The sequence below is a fragment of the Marinobacter sp. NFXS11 genome (assembly GCF_040148675.1).
GTDB lineage: Bacteria > Pseudomonadota > Gammaproteobacteria > Pseudomonadales > Oleiphilaceae > Marinobacter.
Window position 1 is genome coordinate 1262339 of sequence record NZ_JAGDDV010000001.1, and the last position, 14716, is coordinate 1277054.

The following is a 14716-nucleotide window of genomic DNA, read 5'->3' on the forward strand; positions in this document are numbered from 1 at the left end:
AAAGCTGAACAAGATACTGAATTATGTCGGGAAACTCTTTCGGAAAACTGTTTACGGTTACCTCATTCGGCGAGAGCCACGGGCCTGCGCTGGGGTGCATCATTGATGGCTGCCCTCCGGGACTTGAGCTTTCGGAAGCGGACATGCAGCGGGACCTGGATCGCCGAAAGCCAGGCACATCCCGGCACACAACCCAGCGTCGTGAAGCCGACGAGGTGAGAATCCTGTCAGGCGTTTTCGAGGGTAAGACCACCGGAACGCCGATTGGCCTGCTGATTGAAAACACCGATCAGCGGTCCAAGGATTACTCAAAGATCTCCGAACAGTTTCGGCCGGCTCACGCTGATTACACCTACATGCACAAGTATGGTGTTCGCGACTATCGCGGCGGTGGTCGTTCGTCTGCCCGTGAGACCGCCATGCGGGTTGCTGCGGGTGCTGTTGCGAGAAAATTCCTTGAGCAGCGCCTGGGTATCCGGATTCGCGGCTATCTGTCGCAGCTGGGGCCCATCAAGGCCGAGAAACTGGATTGGGATCAGGTTCACCAGAACCCGTTCTTCTGCCCGGATGCGGACAAGGTTCCCGAGATGGAAGCTTATATGGATGCCCTGCGCAAGGAGGGGGATTCCATCGGTGCCCGGATCAACGTGGTTGCCGACGGTGTGCCACCGGGTCTCGGCGAGCCGATCTTTGACCGCCTGGATGCGGATCTTGCCCATGCACTTATGAGTATCAATGCGGTGAAGGGCGTCGAGATTGGCGCCGGTTTCGACTGCATTGATCAGAAGGGTACCGAGCATCGTGACGAAATGATGCCGGAAGGGTTCCTTTCAAATAATGCCGGTGGTGTGCTCGGAGGTATTTCCTCAGGGCAACCGATCTTGGCCAGTATCGCATTGAAGCCCACGTCGAGTTTGCGCTTGTCGGGTCGCAGTATTGATGTGAACGGCGATCCTTGTGAGGTTATTACCACTGGGCGGCATGATCCCTGTGTGGGGATCCGGGCGACGCCGATTGCCGAGGCGATGATGGCCATTGTGTTGATGGACCATTACCTGCGGCATCGTGGGCAGAATGCGGATGTTTCTGTTTCTACGCCGGTGATTGGGCAGCTCTGGCGGGGGCGGCCTCCCAAAAAACGCCCATAAATACCCCTGCGGGGTCCGGCCAGCAATCGTAGATTGCCGTCGTTCGGCTGTCGCATGAAGCTTCGCTTCATAGACGCTCGGCCTCACCCCTGTAGGGCCTGGTCGCGCCATCCTTGGCGCTCCACATTTTTGGGCAGTGAGTTCCGCCAAAACAGCCGGACTTGCGGGGTATTCCTATCTACTGGCGCCTCTCAAACCTCTATTTCTGGTTCTTCGCCCTCCTTGGCGGGCTCTTGCCGTATTGGTCCCTCTACCTTGAGGGCCAGGGCTTTTCCTACCTCCAGATCGCCACGCTCATGGCGACCATTCAGCTCACCAAAATCGTTGCTCCCAGTGTCTGGGGCTGGTTAGGGGACAAAACCGGCCAGCGGGTGCGTTTGGTGCGGTTCGGTGCCATTACCGGTTCACTGTTTTTTGCCGGTGTGTTCATGGAACCGGGGTTCTATGGCCTGCTGCTGGTCATGCTGGCGTTCACGTTTTTCTGGAATGCGATCTTGCCGCTGTATGAGGTGATCACGCTTCGAACCCTTGGCGAACAGAAAGAGAAATACGGGCGGGTTCGGCTCTGGGGCTCGGTGGGGTTCATCGGGGCGGTTGCGCTGGTCGGCGGTTTGCTGGAACTGGTGCCGATTCAGAATCTCCCGTGGTTGTTGCTTCCGGTGTTTGCGGGCATTGCGGTATCCGCATTTTTGGTGCCAGCGGAGCGGGGTGAGCGAAAGCCATCAGCGCCGAAAGGCAGTTTAAAGGCCATCGTCACGCACCCGGCAGTGGTGACGTTCTTTCTGATGAATTTCCTGCTGCAGGTTTCGCACGGAGCTTACTACACGTTCTTCAGTATCCATCTGGAGCAGCACGGATACGGCAAGCTGTCGATTGGTTTGCTGTGGTCGCTGGGCGTGTTTGCGGAGATCGCTTTGTTTCTGGTGATGCACCGGTTAACGCGCAATTTCACGGTTCGCCAGATTGCGATCGGCGCGCTTACGCTCACCATGATTCGATGGGTACTGATCGCAGAGCTGACGGATGTTGTCCTCGTCCTGCTGTTCGCCCAGCTGCTTCATGCAGCATCTTACGGTGCGCTGCATGCTATCTCTGTTCAGTACATTCAGGGTTTTTTCGGAAAACACCACCATGGTCAGGGCCAGGCCCTCTACAGCGGCCTCACTTTCGGTGCTGGCGGTGCGCTTGGTGCCTGGTTGTCGGGCTTCCTGGTAGACGGGTTTAGTACCTCGGCGGCTTTCTGGGGCGGTGCTGCCGCCATGGCTGTCGCAATCGTGATCACCTGGCGAGGCCTTCGGCCGCCGCCAGCCCATGGCGAGGGTTAAACCTCAGGCGCTTTCTTCTTCCTGCACGATGGTGAGTAACGCTTTGGCCGCGTTGCTGAGCTGCCGCCCGGATAACCCGATCCCCCCGAGGACACGAGAAACCGGCTTGCCCACATCCAGTACCGTAAGGCTGTCGTCAATCATGCGCAGGGGCAGCACACTCCAGCCCAGGCCCACACTGGTCATCATTTTGATGGTTTCCAGGTAGTTGGTTGGCATTTGCGGATTCAGGTGCAGATTCGCCTCAAGAAACAAGCGGCTCACAACCCGATAGGTTGCGGTGCTGGTGTCCGGCAAAAGTGCAGAGTGGTTTGCAAGATCGTGCAGGCCCGGGTTTGCCAAAGACGCCAGAGGATGCTCGGCACCCGCCACAAACACCATCTGGTCCGGCCATTGGGCAAACACATGAAAGCTCGGTTCCATGCTGTCGCTCAGTGTCACGAATGCCAACTCCGCATTACGTTTTCGCATCTGCTCATAGGCGGCATCGGATTCCATGAATTGCAGGTTGATGGATACCTGAGGGTATTCCCGTTTGAACCGTCGCAGCCAATTCGGCAAGTGGTGCAGGCCGATGTGATGGCTGGCGATGATCTGCAGTTCGCCTTCCACCTGCCTGGAATCCGGTGACAACGCCACCCGGGCATTGTGAATTTCATCGAGGATCCGACGTGCGTGGGGAAGCAAACGGCTGCCGGCATCGGTTAGACGAATCTGACGGTGGCTCCGATCGATCAGGCTGGTTCCAAGCTGGTTTTCGAGGGCGGCCAGGCGTTTCGAGATGGCCGGCTGTGTCAGGTGCAGGATTTCCGCGGCTTCTGAGAAGGAGCCCTGATCGACAATGGTCAAAAATGCCTTTAATGCGTTTGAGTCCATATCTGTGTTCCCGGATTTCGAAATATGGTGCAGGTCCCGGCTTGGAACAGCGTTTTCAAAACACGCCGACAAGCACATCCCTGTGGGCTCGAATCGGGCCATCCCTGGCCCTCTACGGTTTTGAAAACGCGGTTCCAACCCGCTCCCCAGAGTGTGGCGAATATCCACAGAGCATGGGGAGTATGGAGGGATGAGCCTCCCAAAACCGTGGAGCGCCAGGGATGGCGCGACCGAGCCCTACATGGATGTATTTACGGGCGTGTTTTGGGAGGCTTATCCCTCCATGCGACCTTCTCAGAATCTTAAAGTATTACCGTAAGGCATGCGATAGATAAAAAACATGAATTGAGGTTATCCGGTCGCAGGCGGTAAGATAGCGGTATCAAACGTCAGAACCAAAAACCCCCAGAGAGTGAGAGAGAACCATGGCGGGCAAGACCTTATACGATAAATTGTGGGACGATCATCTCGTCAAACAGCGCGATGACGGCTCCGCGTTGATCTATATCGATCGTCAGTTACTGCACGAAGTGACATCACCCCAGGCATTTGAAGGCCTGCGTCTGGCGAGGCGGAAGCCGTGGCGGATCGATGCCAACATTGCGACGCCGGACCACAACGTGCCTACCACGGATCGTGATCGTGGTGTCGAAGGTATTGTTGATCCGGTTTCCCGTATTCAGGTGGAAACGCTGGACAAGAACTGCGACGAGTTCGGAATTCTTGAGTTCAAGATCAAGGATCAGCGCCAAGGCATCGTGCACGTTATCGGGCCCGAGCAGGGCGCGACGTTGCCGGGCATGAGCATTGTTTGTGGCGATTCTCACACCTCGACCCACGGTGCCTTCGGTTGCCTCGCTCACGGTATTGGCACCAGTGAAGTTGAGCATGTGCTGGCCACCCAGTGCCTGGTGCAGCAGAAAATGAAGAACATGCTGGTGAAGGTTAATGGCAAGCTGGGTCCGGGCGTTACCGGCAAGGATGTCGTGTTGGCCATCATTGGCAAGATCGGGACTGCCGGTGGTACCGGGCACGCCATTGAGTTTGGTGGCGAAGCCATTCAGGGCCTGAGCATGGAAGGACGGATGACCATCTGCAACATGTCCATCGAGGCCGGTGCGCGGGTTGGTATGGTGGCGGTGGATGACACCACCATCGAGTACGTTCGTAATCGTCCGTTCGGGCCGAAGGGCGACCAGTGGGATGCAGCGGTTGATTACTGGCGAACCTTGCATAGCGATAGCGATGCTGTCTTCGACAAGGTTGTTGAGTTGGAAGGCTCGGAAATCCAGCCGCAGGTGAGTTGGGGTACGTCGCCTGAAATGGTGGCCGGAATTGATGGCAAGGTGCCCGATCCGGAACAGGAAGCCGATCCGATCAAGCGTGAAGGCATTGTTCGCGCTCTCAAGTACATGGGTTTGCAGCCCAATATGGCGATTACCGATATCAAGCTGGATCGTGTGTTCATTGGCTCCTGTACCAACAGCCGGATTGAGGATCTGCGCGAGGCCGCGGCCGTGGTGAAAGGGCGGAAGGTGTCGCCGATTCTGAAGCAGGCCATGGTGGTTCCCGGTTCCGGTCTGGTGAAAGCCCAGGCGGAGCAGGAAGGTCTCGACAAGATCTTTATCGAAGCCGGTCTTGAGTGGCGCGACCCGGGCTGTTCGATGTGTCTGGCCATGAACGCCGACAAGCTGGGGCAGGGGGAGCATTGTGCTTCCACGTCGAACCGGAACTTCGAGGGCCGTCAGGGCTTTGGCGGGCGTACCCACCTGGTAAGCCCGGCCATGGCTGCCGCTGCTGCGGTAAGCGGCCATTTCGTTGATGTCCGTGAGCTGATGAACTGATCCACAGGAGAGAACCATGCGCGCATTAAAGCACCACCAGGGCGTTGTCGCCCCCATGGACCGTTCCAACGTGGATACGGACATGATTATTCCCAAGCAGTTTCTGAAATCCATCAAGCGCACAGGCTTCGGCCCGAACCTGTTTGATGAACTGCGTTATATGGATGAAGGCAAGCCGGATCAGGATTCTTCTACCCGGCCGATCAATCCGGATTTTGTCCTGAATCAGGACCGTTACAAGAACGCCAGTGTGCTGTTGGCACGACGTAACTTTGGCTGTGGTTCAAGCCGGGAGCACGCGCCCTGGGCTCTGGAGGATTTCGGCTTCCGGGTGATTGTCGCTCCGAGCTTTGCCGATATTTTCTACAATAACTGCTTTAAGAATGGCTTGTTACCTATTGTTCTCCCTGAAGAAGTTGTTAATCAATTATTCCGGGAAGTGGAGCAGAACGAGGGCTATCAGTTAGCAGTCGATCTGGAAGCCAGGACCGTGACCACTCCGTCCGGTGAGACCTTCTCGTTTGAGGTGGATGATTTCCGTCGTCATTGTCTGCTGAACGGTCTAGACGATATTGGCGTCACACTGGAGGATGCTGAGCTGATCCGGTCATATGAAGAAAGCCGCCGGAAGACGGCGCCCTGGCTGTTTGGTGCCGGTGAGTGAATAGGCTGTCGGATTACGCTGGCGCTAATCCGACCTACCTGTGACTACGCAGGAATATAAGTAAACGTAGGTCGGATTAGCCCACGGCGTAATCCGACACAAAGGAATGGAACAAGGAAACAACATGTCCAGAACAATCCTGATGCTTCCCGGTGACGGCATCGGCCCGGAAATCGTCGCTGAAGCGGAAAAAGTACTTCGCAAGATCAATGATCAGTTCAATCTCGACCTGAGTTTTGAGTCTGGCCTGGTGGGCGGTGCGGCGATTGATGAAACCGACACACCGCTGCCGGATGAAACCCTCGAGAAGGCGACCAGAGCCGACGCGATTCTTCTGGGTGCGGTTGGCGGCCCGCAGTGGGACAGCCTGCCCATGGCCAAGCGCCCGGAGAAGGGGTTGCTGGGGTTGCGTTCCAACCTGGAACTGTTCGCCAACCTGCGCCCTGCAATTCTTTACCCGCAACTGGCCTCCGCCTCTTCCCTGAAGCCGGAAGTTGTTTCCGGTCTGGATATCATGATTGTCCGTGAGCTGACCGGCGGCATCTATTTTGGCCAGCCGCGCGGTGTGCGGGAGCTTGAGAGTGGGGAGCGCCAGGGTTACAACACCTACGCCTATACCGAATCGGAAATTCGTCGTATTGGGCGTGTGGCTTTTGAGGCAGCCCAGCAGCGGGGCAAGAAACTGTGCTCCGTAGATAAGGCCAATGTGCTGGAAGTGACTGTTCTGTGGCGGGAAATCATGAACGACCTGCGACGGGAATATCCGGACGTGGAGTTGTCCCATATGTACGTGGACAATGCCGCCATGCAGCTGGTTCGCGCACCCAAGCAGTTTGACGTGATTGTGACTGGCAACATGTTTGGTGATATTCTTTCGGACGAAGCGGCTATGCTCACCGGCTCCATTGGCATGTTGCCATCGGCGTCGCTGAACTCGGAAAAGCAGGGCATGTATGAGCCCTGCCACGGGTCTGCGCCGGATATTGCCGGGCAGGGCATTGCCAATCCGCTGGCCACTATCCTCAGTGCTGCAATGATGCTGCGGTACAGTCTGAATGAGGAAAAAGCCGCTGAAGCGATTGAAGCGGCGGTCAGCAAGGTCCTGGATCAGGGTCTGCGAACAGCGGACATCATGTCTGAGGGCGCAAAGAAAGTGTCCACCCGGGAAATGGGTGAGGCGGTTCTGGCTGCGCTGTAAAGAGGCCAGGCCCTGACAGGCGTATTTGAGACCCGACGGCAACGCGATGCAGTTGCCGCGGGATCATCCATCCTGTCCCTGCCAGCGATAAAGGCATGGGGCGGGCATAAAACGAGGTCTGAAGATCGCACATGAAGCGAGTTGGACTTGTAGGTTGGCGTGGCATGGTGGGCTCGGTCCTCATGCAACGCATGCGTGAAGAAAACGATTTCGCCGATATCGAACCGGTGTTTTTCACCACATCCCAGGCTGGCAAGCCTGCGCCGGACGTGGGAAAAGACGACGTTCCTCCTCTGCAGGACGCGTTTGACGTCGAGATTCTGAAAACCATGGATGTCATCGTGACCTGTCAGGGTGGCGACTACACCGGTGCGGTTTATCAGAAGCTCCGGGACGCGGGTTGGGAAGGCTATTGGATCGATGCAGCGTCCACGCTACGGATGGTAGACCACTCCGTGATTGTTCTGGATCCGGTCAACCGTAACGTGATTGATGCCGCGCTCGAGAAAGGCGTTAAAGACTACATCGGTGGTAACTGCACCGTGAGCCTGATGATGCTGGCCCTTGGTGGCCTGTTGGAGCAGGATCTGATCGAGTGGGTATCGCCCATGACCTATCAGGCGGCTTCCGGTTCCGGCGCCCAGAACATGCGCGAACTGTTGAACCAGATGGGCGACCTGAACAAGAGCGTCAAAACCGAGCTGGACGATCCTTCCTCCGCGATTCTGGAGATTGACCGCAAGGTAACCGAAACTATGCGTTCGGATGGCTTCCCGACCGAGCACTTCCAGGTGCCCCTGGCCGGCAGTCTTATCCCGTTCATCGACAAGCAGCTCGATAACGGCATGAGCAAGGAAGAGTGGAAGGCGGGCGTCGAGACCAACAAGATTCTTGGTCGCTCCGACAACCCGATTCCGATCGACGGTATCTGTGTGCGCATTGGCGCCATGCGCTCTCACAGTCAGGCGCTGACCATCAAGCTGAAGAAGGATCTCCCGGTTTCTGAAATCGAGTCGATCCTCGCTAAAGCCAATGACTGGGTAAAGGTGATCCCCAATGACCGTGACGCGACCATTGAGGAACTGACCCCGGCGAAGGTGACGGGTACTTTGAGCGTGCCCATCGGCCGTATCCGCAAGCTGACCATGGGTCCGGAATATATTTCTGCGTTTACCGTGGGTGATCAGCTCCTGTGGGGAGCCGCCGAGCCGCTGCGCCGTATGCTCCGGATCCTCCAGGAGCGTTAAAAATTGTTACACAGAGGCAATAAATGCCAACTGTGTCCGGTTTCGGTGAACCGGTGAAGGGGCGGAGGCTGATTTCAGTCTCCGCCCCTGTTATTTTCAAGAGGGCTAGGCAGTTCCGTGCGATTGATAAAAAAATGGTACAAGGACTGCCGCTGATTGATTGATAAAAGAGGTTTTATCAACAATACTTGCCGGACTGAAAATTAAAAAGAACACATAATAACGAGAATTATCCAGACGGAAGTCATCCAACCTCGTCCGATTCTGTTTGTAAAAGAGCAGTAACGAATAACGGAGACTGGAAAGGAAAAAGCATGAAGGTACGCAAGCTTGCGGTTGCCCTGGCTCTGGCGGGAGGGCTCGGATCCGGCGTCGCACAGGCCCTGGGGCTGGGTGAAATAGAACTTCAGTCCTATCTGAACGAGCCACTGGACGCAGAGATTGTTCTGCCCCAAAGCCGTGGCGTCAATCCAGCGGACGTGTTCGTCAATATTGCCTCGGAACAGGCATATGAGCGGGTGGGGCTGGATCGCAACCAGTTTCTCAGCAAGCTCAGGTTCCAGGTGGTCACAGGCAATGATGGCAGTCTCATTGTCAATGTCTCGTCCCGTGAACCACTGAGGGAACCGTACCTCAACTTCCTGCTTGAGTTGACCTGGCCAAACGGCCGGTTAATGCGGGAATACGCCGTGCTGGTGGACCCACCGGTATACGCGGAAGAGTCTGGCGTGCAGGAACAGGTCAGCACTCCAGCGGTCTCCACGTCTCAGACAACCAGTCAGCCGACGACCACTCGCAGCGCCGAATCAGTTCGTCGCCAGGCTCAGGCCGAGCGGTCGCTGGGTTCCGGATATCAGGCCGATACATTCGGGCCCACCGGACCCTCAGACACGCTGTGGACCATCGCGTCTCAGGTGCGTCCTGACAACAGTGTCTCGATGCAGCAGGTCATGCTGGCAATTCAGGACCTGAACCCGAATGCATTCATTGGCAATAACATCAATCGCCTGAAGCGTGGTGAAGTGCTGCGCGTCCCGTCTCCGGATCAGATCCAGAGTCGCACTCGCGCTGAAGCTACCCGCCTGGTTGCCCAGCAGAATCAGGAATTCCAGGCTCCCCAGCGCACAGTGGATGCAACCGCTGAGCAGCAGGCAGCGTCCGCGCCTCAGCAGCAGGCTGGCGCCGGAGGCGATGAGCTGAAACTGGTAGTCTCAGATGATGCCGGCAATGAGGCCAGCGAAAGTGGCTCCGCAGGCGGTGACAGCGAACTGCCGGGGGGCGTTGATGCCGGCACAGCGGTCGCGATGGAAGAGCTCGAGAGCGCTCGCCGGGAGAACGATGAGCTGAACAGTCGCGTGGAGGATCTGCAGGACCAGGTGCAGACTCTGCAGCGCCTGCTTGAACTCAAGAATACCCAGCTTGCTGAAATGCAGCAGACTGCCGGTGATGAAACGGCAGAGCAGGCTGCACCCGTTGAAAATCAGGTTTCCGGTGACGGGGCAGAGGCGTCTGTCCCCATGGACGATGCCGGTGAAGGTGATACGGCACCCGTCGATGCGGACATGATGGACGGTGAGGCTGGAGATGCAGAAGCTACGACTGAATCAGACGACATGGCCGAGTCCGAGGCCATGGTCGATGAAACTGATGCAATGGCCGGTTCCGGTCAGGCAACCGATGATCAGATGAGTGCCGATGCCGGTGACGCATCTGAACAGGCGGAAATGTCCGGATCGAATGAGCCGGCGGTTGCGGCTACCGATGATGCGGTTGAAGAGACTGCGGCGCCGGAGTCAGCCCCGACACAAACAGAGCAGTCCGCAGAGCCTGCGCCCAAGCCTGCCCAACAGGCTCCGGCTGCCGACAAAGGTTTCCCCGGCAACGTTATTGATGCCATAACCGGTAATCCGATGTATCAGATTGCGCTGGGTGGCGGTCTGATCGCTCTTCTGTTGCTTCTCCTGCTGCTTGCTCGCCGCAATGCAAACCGGGAAAAGGCGTTTTACGAACAGCTGAACAATGAAACCGACGAAGAAACGGATTCCTTTGATCTGAGCCTGGATGAAGAAGATCAGCAATCGGCGGCAGGCGACGCCCTGGCCGAGGCTGACTCTTACATTGCCTATGGCCAGCATGATCGGGCTGCGCAGGCTCTGGAAACCGCAATTTCCCGTGAGCCCAGTCGCACCGATCTGCGCCTGAAGCTGCTGGGTGTCTACGCCGATACCCAGGATCGCGATTCCTTCGAGAAACAATTCGGAGAGGTCGAGGCTCTGGACGATGAAGAAGCGCTGACCACCGCGAACGAGCTGCGCGCGCGGTTGGAAGAGGCGGAGTCGATGCCCAGTATTGATGACCTTGAGTCTCAGCTGCGTTCGGACTCGTTTGCAACTTCCTACGATTCTGAAGAAACCGGTGCTGAGTCAACTGGGGAGCAGGACAAGCCCCAATCTGATGAACTTCTCGCCGATCAGTTTGATTCCGAGAAAGAAGAGCCGGCCGAGAACGAATTTGGCGACTTTGATTCCGACCTTTCAGAGACTGACCTGTCTGATTTCGAGCTTGATGAGCTTGAAGATTCCGAGGCCAGCAAGGAGGACGCGTCTGACGAGGGCAAAGAGGAAAGCCGGGACGACATGATCGAATATGATCTGTCGGGTCTGGAGCTGGAATCGGACGAAGAAAAGCCTTCGACCGAAGACACCTCCGAGCTTGAGGAATCAAAAGACTGGGATCTGTCTTCGGAGTTCGAAGCGGACTCTGACAAGCCATCCGGCGCAGATCAGGAGCTCGACGATTCTGATGACGACCTTAGTCTTGATCTGGAAGAGGGTGATCTGGACGACGGAGACCTCGCGGAGGATCAGCTAGCAGGAAAGCCGGAAACCACATCCGAGGGAGTCTCGGAGCAGGGTGCTGATACTGACGGCGAATCCGATATTGATTCGCTGGACGAGTCATTCCTGGACGAGCTCGATGCGGAACTGGACAAGGTAGCCGGTGAAGAAGACGAGCTTGGTGGCAGTGAAATGGAAGAATCTTCGCTGGATGATCTGGAACTCGATGTCTCCGATGAAGACCTGGCCCTGATGGAAGAGTTTTCCGATTCGGCCGATTCAGCCAACCCTGAGGAGAGCGAAGAAGCGTCACTCGATGAAGAGCTTGGTCTTGAGGACACGCTCGGTGAGGGCGATGCAGAGGAAGCTGATCCTGAACAGACGGTTGAGGACGCAGAGGAGCTCGAGCAACTGGGTGTAACCGATGAGCTCGAAGACTCGGAGACACCTGAGAATGATCTCGATCTCCCAGTTGCGTCTGATGAGGTTTCCGATGAGTCGCGCAAATCGCAGGCTGCGGACATTGAGGAAAGCGAACTCGGTGACGAAGACGATTTCGACTTCCTGGCCGGAACCGATGAGGCCGCGACCAAGCTTGATCTCGCGCGGGCCTACATTGAGATGGGTGACGCTGATGGAGCTCGCGACATTCTGGAAGAAGTGTCCCTTGAAGGAAACGAAGATCAGAAAGCAGAGGCGCAAGACCTCCTTAAAAATCTGTCCTGATCCGTTATAATCGGCTCTGACAGGTAGCAAGCGCCGACCGCCGGGTATCTTCCCGGCAACAAGGTCGGCGCTTTGTTTTTATAGAACCACTCTCTTCGGATTTGCACTTGTTTCTCGAGACTCAGCAGCTCACCACCGATAACGCCGTAGGCGCGGGCCGCGTCGCACTTGCCTTCGAATATGACGGGCGTGGGTTTCATGGCTGGCAACTCCAGAAATCCGGTGTCCGATCGGTAGAAGCGGAACTGACGGCAGCGGTGGCAAAGGTTGCGGACCATTCAGTTGATCTGGTGTGTGCGGGCCGCACGGATGCCGGCGTGCACGCCAGCTATCAGATCGCCCATTTTGACACTCCGTCTGTTCGTAACCTGCGCTCCTGGGTTATGGGTATAAACACGGCTCTGCCCGAGGACATTTCTGTGCACTGGGCCGGAAATGGAGTCGGAGATTTCCACGCTCGATTTTCAGCGACCTATCGGCGTTACCGTTACATCGTTTACAACCATCCAGTACGCCCGGGTATACAGCGGGGCCAGGTAAGCTGGACCTTTCGCCCACTGGACGCCGATCGCATGCACGAGGCCGCTCAGGCATTGGCCGGAGAACATGATTTTTCCTCTTTCCGCGCGGCCGGGTGCCAGTCTCGAACACCGATTCGGTTTCTGGAACGTATTTCGGTAACCCGGAAGCGGGATTTTGTCGTAATAGACGTGCAGGCCAATGCGTTCTTGCATCACATGGTCAGGAATATCGCCGGTGCCTTGATGGCGGTTGGTTCGGGAAAGCAGCGACCGGAGTGGATTCATGAGATACTGGTGGCCAGAGATCGGACAGCTGCAGGTGTAACCGCGCCTCCCCATGGTCTGTATCTGGTCGATGTTGGGTACCCGGACGAATTCGGAATTCCCGCTGTCGAATGCGGCCCGGGCTTTCTGCGGCCCTGGTTTACCCGGGAAGAGAACAGTCCGTTCACCCCAACACACATCCATGTCAAACAGCGGGTTCCTAGCCAATGAGCGCCAGGGTCAAGATTTGCGGCCTTACCCGCCCCGAGGATATCGACGGGGCTGTTCAATTCGGCGCCGACGCCCTGGGTCTGGTCTTTTATGAGCCGAGTCCCCGATCAGTGTCGTTGGAGTTGGCCGCCGAGTTAGCCAAGCGTGTTCCGGCGCTCATGTCAGTGGTTGGATTGTTTGTTAATCCATCCAGGCAGGAAGTCGAGGCGGTTCTCGAGCGGGTGCCACTGGATTTGCTGCAGTTCCATGGCGACGAATCGGCGGATTTCTGTGCTGGTTTCGGCCGGCGCTGGATCAAAGCCATCCGGGTCCGTGAGGCGGGGCAGATTGAAGCCGCTTTCGAGGAGTTTCACAACGCATCCGGCCTGCTGGTTGATGCCTGGGATCCGGACCGGTATGGAGGCACAGGAAAATCGTTTAACTGGGATCTGATCCCTGATGACCGGCCGCTTCCGATCATATTGGCCGGGGGTTTGTCATCTGATAACGTATTCGCCGCTGTGAATCAGGTGAAACCTTGGGCTGTAGATGTCAGTGGCGGTGTTGAACAGGGCAAAGGCATCAAGGATATCCAGAAAATTTCTCATTTCATTAAAGAGGTTCACCGTGTCTGTAAAACTGACTGAAGAAATGCTGAGCGCACTGCCGGACGCGCGGGGTCACTTCGGGGCCTTTGGTGGGCGATTTGTTTCCGAGACTCTGATGGATTCCCTGATGACGCTTGAGAAAGAATACGCCCGCCTGAAGAAGGATCCGGAATTCCAGGCGCGGTTTGACAAGGAGCTGGCGGATTATGTTGGCCGGCCAACGCCCCTGTATTTCGCCGAACGTCTTAGCCGTGAAACCGGCGGCGCCCAGATCTGGCTCAAGCGTGAAGATCTTTGTCACACCGGTGCCCATAAGGTGAACAACACGATCGGCCAGGCGCTGCTTGCCAGTTTCCTCGGTAAAAAGCGGATCATTGCCGAAACAGGCGCGGGTCAGCACGGTGTTGCTACTGCTACTGTTTGTGCGCGTCTGGGCCTTGAATGCCATGTGTTCATGGGCGCAGAGGATGTCCAGCGACAGTCCCTGAACGTGTTCCGGATGAAGCTCCTGGGCGCGACGGTCCATGCAGTTCAGGGTGGCACCAAAACCCTCAAGGATGCCATGAACGATGCGATGCGTGACTGGGTGGCTCACGTGGACGACACCTTCTATATCATTGGCACCGTTGCTGGGCCGCATCCATATCCGCTTCTGGTCCGGGATTTCCAGTCGGTAATCGGTCGGGAAACCCGTCGTCAGGCGCTGGAGAAAACCGGCAAATTGCCGGATGCCCTGGTTGCCTGTGTGGGTGGTGGTTCCAACGCCATTGGCATGTTCTATCCGTTCCTTTCTGATGAGTCGGTACAGCTTTACGGTGTCGAGGCTGGCGGCCTGGGCATTGATACCGGCAAACACGCGGCACCGCTTTGTGCCGGTCGTCCGGGCGTGCTTCACGGTAACCGTACCTACCTGATGGAGGACGAGAATGGCCAGATCGCGAGTACTCACTCGGTGAGTGCCGGCCTGGACTATCCAGGAGTGGGTCCAGAGCACAGCTGGTTGAAGGATATTGGCCGTGCCAATTATGTGTCCGTTACCGATGACGAAGCGATGGAAGGATTCCGGAAATTGACTCGCGTTGAGGGTATTATGCCCGCGCTGGAAACGGCTCACGCTGTCGCTTATGCCATCAAGCTGGCGGCGACCATGGACAAAGACCAGACCGTTGTCATTAACGTTTCCGGGCGTGGCGACAAGGACATTAACACGGTTGCCAAGCTTGAAGGCATCGAGATCTGAAGAATTAA

General features: G+C 56.8%; 11 protein-coding genes. 10 read left to right on the forward strand and 1 reads right to left on the reverse strand.

The features are described from left to right. Nucleotides 1-23 precede the first annotated feature (23 nt). Together aroC and J3362_RS05905 are read left to right on the forward strand one after the other, a co-directional pair. On the forward strand, nt 24-1148 hold the full coding sequence (gene aroC / locus J3362_RS05900; RefSeq protein ID WP_349518577.1) for a chorismate synthase: 1125 nt from the start codon (nt 24-26) through the stop codon (nt 1146-1148). A 161-nt stretch (nt 1149-1309) separates the two neighbouring features. Next, the gene (locus J3362_RS05905; RefSeq protein WP_349518578.1) at nt 1310-2473 is read left to right on the forward strand and encodes an MFS transporter; all 1164 of its coding nucleotides are present in this window, start codon (nt 1310-1312) and stop codon (nt 2471-2473) included. A gap of 3 nt (nt 2474-2476) precedes the next feature. Here the strand turns inward: J3362_RS05905 and J3362_RS05910 are convergent, their stop codons facing one another. Further along, nucleotides 2477-3349 carry a LysR family transcriptional regulator gene (locus J3362_RS05910; protein ID WP_349518579.1) on the reverse strand — a complete coding sequence of 291 codons (873 nt, stop codon included), beginning with the start codon at nt 3347-3349 and terminating at the stop codon, nt 2477-2479. 425 nt (nt 3350-3774) lie between these two features. Here J3362_RS05910 and leuC point away from each other — a divergent pair, with 425 nt between their 5' ends. The 8 genes from leuC (at nt 3775) to trpB (ending at nt 14708) form a co-directional block, all read left to right on the forward strand. Next, complete coding sequence (leuC, locus tag J3362_RS05915; protein WP_349518581.1) at nt 3775-5193, forward strand: 3-isopropylmalate dehydratase large subunit; 1419 nt, start codon at nt 3775-3777, stop codon at nt 5191-5193. A gap of 16 nt (nt 5194-5209) precedes the next feature. Further along, nucleotides 5210-5857, forward strand: coding sequence for a 3-isopropylmalate dehydratase small subunit (gene leuD, locus J3362_RS05920; protein WP_349518582.1), 648 nt, complete (start codon nt 5210-5212; stop codon nt 5855-5857). Between the two features lie 124 nt (nt 5858-5981). Next, a complete protein-coding gene (gene leuB / locus J3362_RS05925) occupies nt 5982-7055 on the forward strand; it encodes a 3-isopropylmalate dehydrogenase (RefSeq protein WP_349518584.1) in 1074 nt (357 codons plus the stop codon). Nucleotides 7056-7186: 131 nt separating this feature from the next. Next, nucleotides 7187-8302, forward strand: coding sequence for an aspartate-semialdehyde dehydrogenase (gene asd / locus J3362_RS05930; protein WP_349518585.1), 1116 nt, complete (start codon nt 7187-7189; stop codon nt 8300-8302). Between the two features lie 314 nt (nt 8303-8616). Beyond that, nucleotides 8617-11865 carry a FimV/HubP family polar landmark protein gene (locus J3362_RS05935; RefSeq protein WP_349518586.1) on the forward strand — a complete coding sequence of 1083 codons (3249 nt, stop codon included), beginning with the start codon at nt 8617-8619 and terminating at the stop codon, nt 11863-11865. A gap of 107 nt (nt 11866-11972) precedes the next feature. Beyond that, nucleotides 11973-12881, forward strand: coding sequence for a tRNA pseudouridine(38-40) synthase TruA (gene truA, locus J3362_RS05940; RefSeq protein WP_349518587.1), 909 nt, complete (start codon nt 11973-11975; stop codon nt 12879-12881). Next, a complete protein-coding gene (locus tag J3362_RS05945) occupies nt 12878-13507 on the forward strand; it encodes a phosphoribosylanthranilate isomerase (RefSeq protein ID WP_349518588.1) in 630 nt (209 codons plus the stop codon). The genes truA and J3362_RS05945 overlap by 4 nt, the downstream gene beginning before the upstream one ends. After that, nucleotides 13500-14708 (forward strand): tryptophan synthase subunit beta, encoded by a 1209-nt coding sequence (gene trpB, locus J3362_RS05950; protein ID WP_502882420.1) that lies wholly within the window; start codon nt 13500-13502, stop codon nt 14706-14708. The genes J3362_RS05945 and trpB overlap by 8 nt, the downstream gene beginning before the upstream one ends. Nucleotides 14709-14716: the final 8 nt, after the last annotated feature.

Coding starts and splice junctions, on each gene's coding strand:
- aroC (WP_349518577.1), top strand. CDS start 24: ATGTCGGGAAACTCTTTCGGAAAACTGTTTACGGTTACCTCATTCGGC.
- J3362_RS05910 (WP_349518579.1), bottom strand. CDS start 3,349: ATGGACTCAAACGCATTAAAGGCATTTTTGACCATTGTCGATCAGGGC.
- leuC (WP_349518581.1), top strand. CDS start 3,775: ATGGCGGGCAAGACCTTATACGATAAATTGTGGGACGATCATCTCGTC.
- leuD (WP_349518582.1), top strand. CDS start 5,210: ATGCGCGCATTAAAGCACCACCAGGGCGTTGTCGCCCCCATGGACCGT.
- leuB (WP_349518584.1), top strand. CDS start 5,982: ATGTCCAGAACAATCCTGATGCTTCCCGGTGACGGCATCGGCCCGGAA.
- asd (WP_349518585.1), top strand. CDS start 7,187: ATGAAGCGAGTTGGACTTGTAGGTTGGCGTGGCATGGTGGGCTCGGTC.
- J3362_RS05935 (WP_349518586.1), top strand. CDS start 8,617: ATGAAGGTACGCAAGCTTGCGGTTGCCCTGGCTCTGGCGGGAGGGCTC.
- J3362_RS05945 (WP_349518588.1), top strand. CDS start 12,878: ATGAGCGCCAGGGTCAAGATTTGCGGCCTTACCCGCCCCGAGGATATC.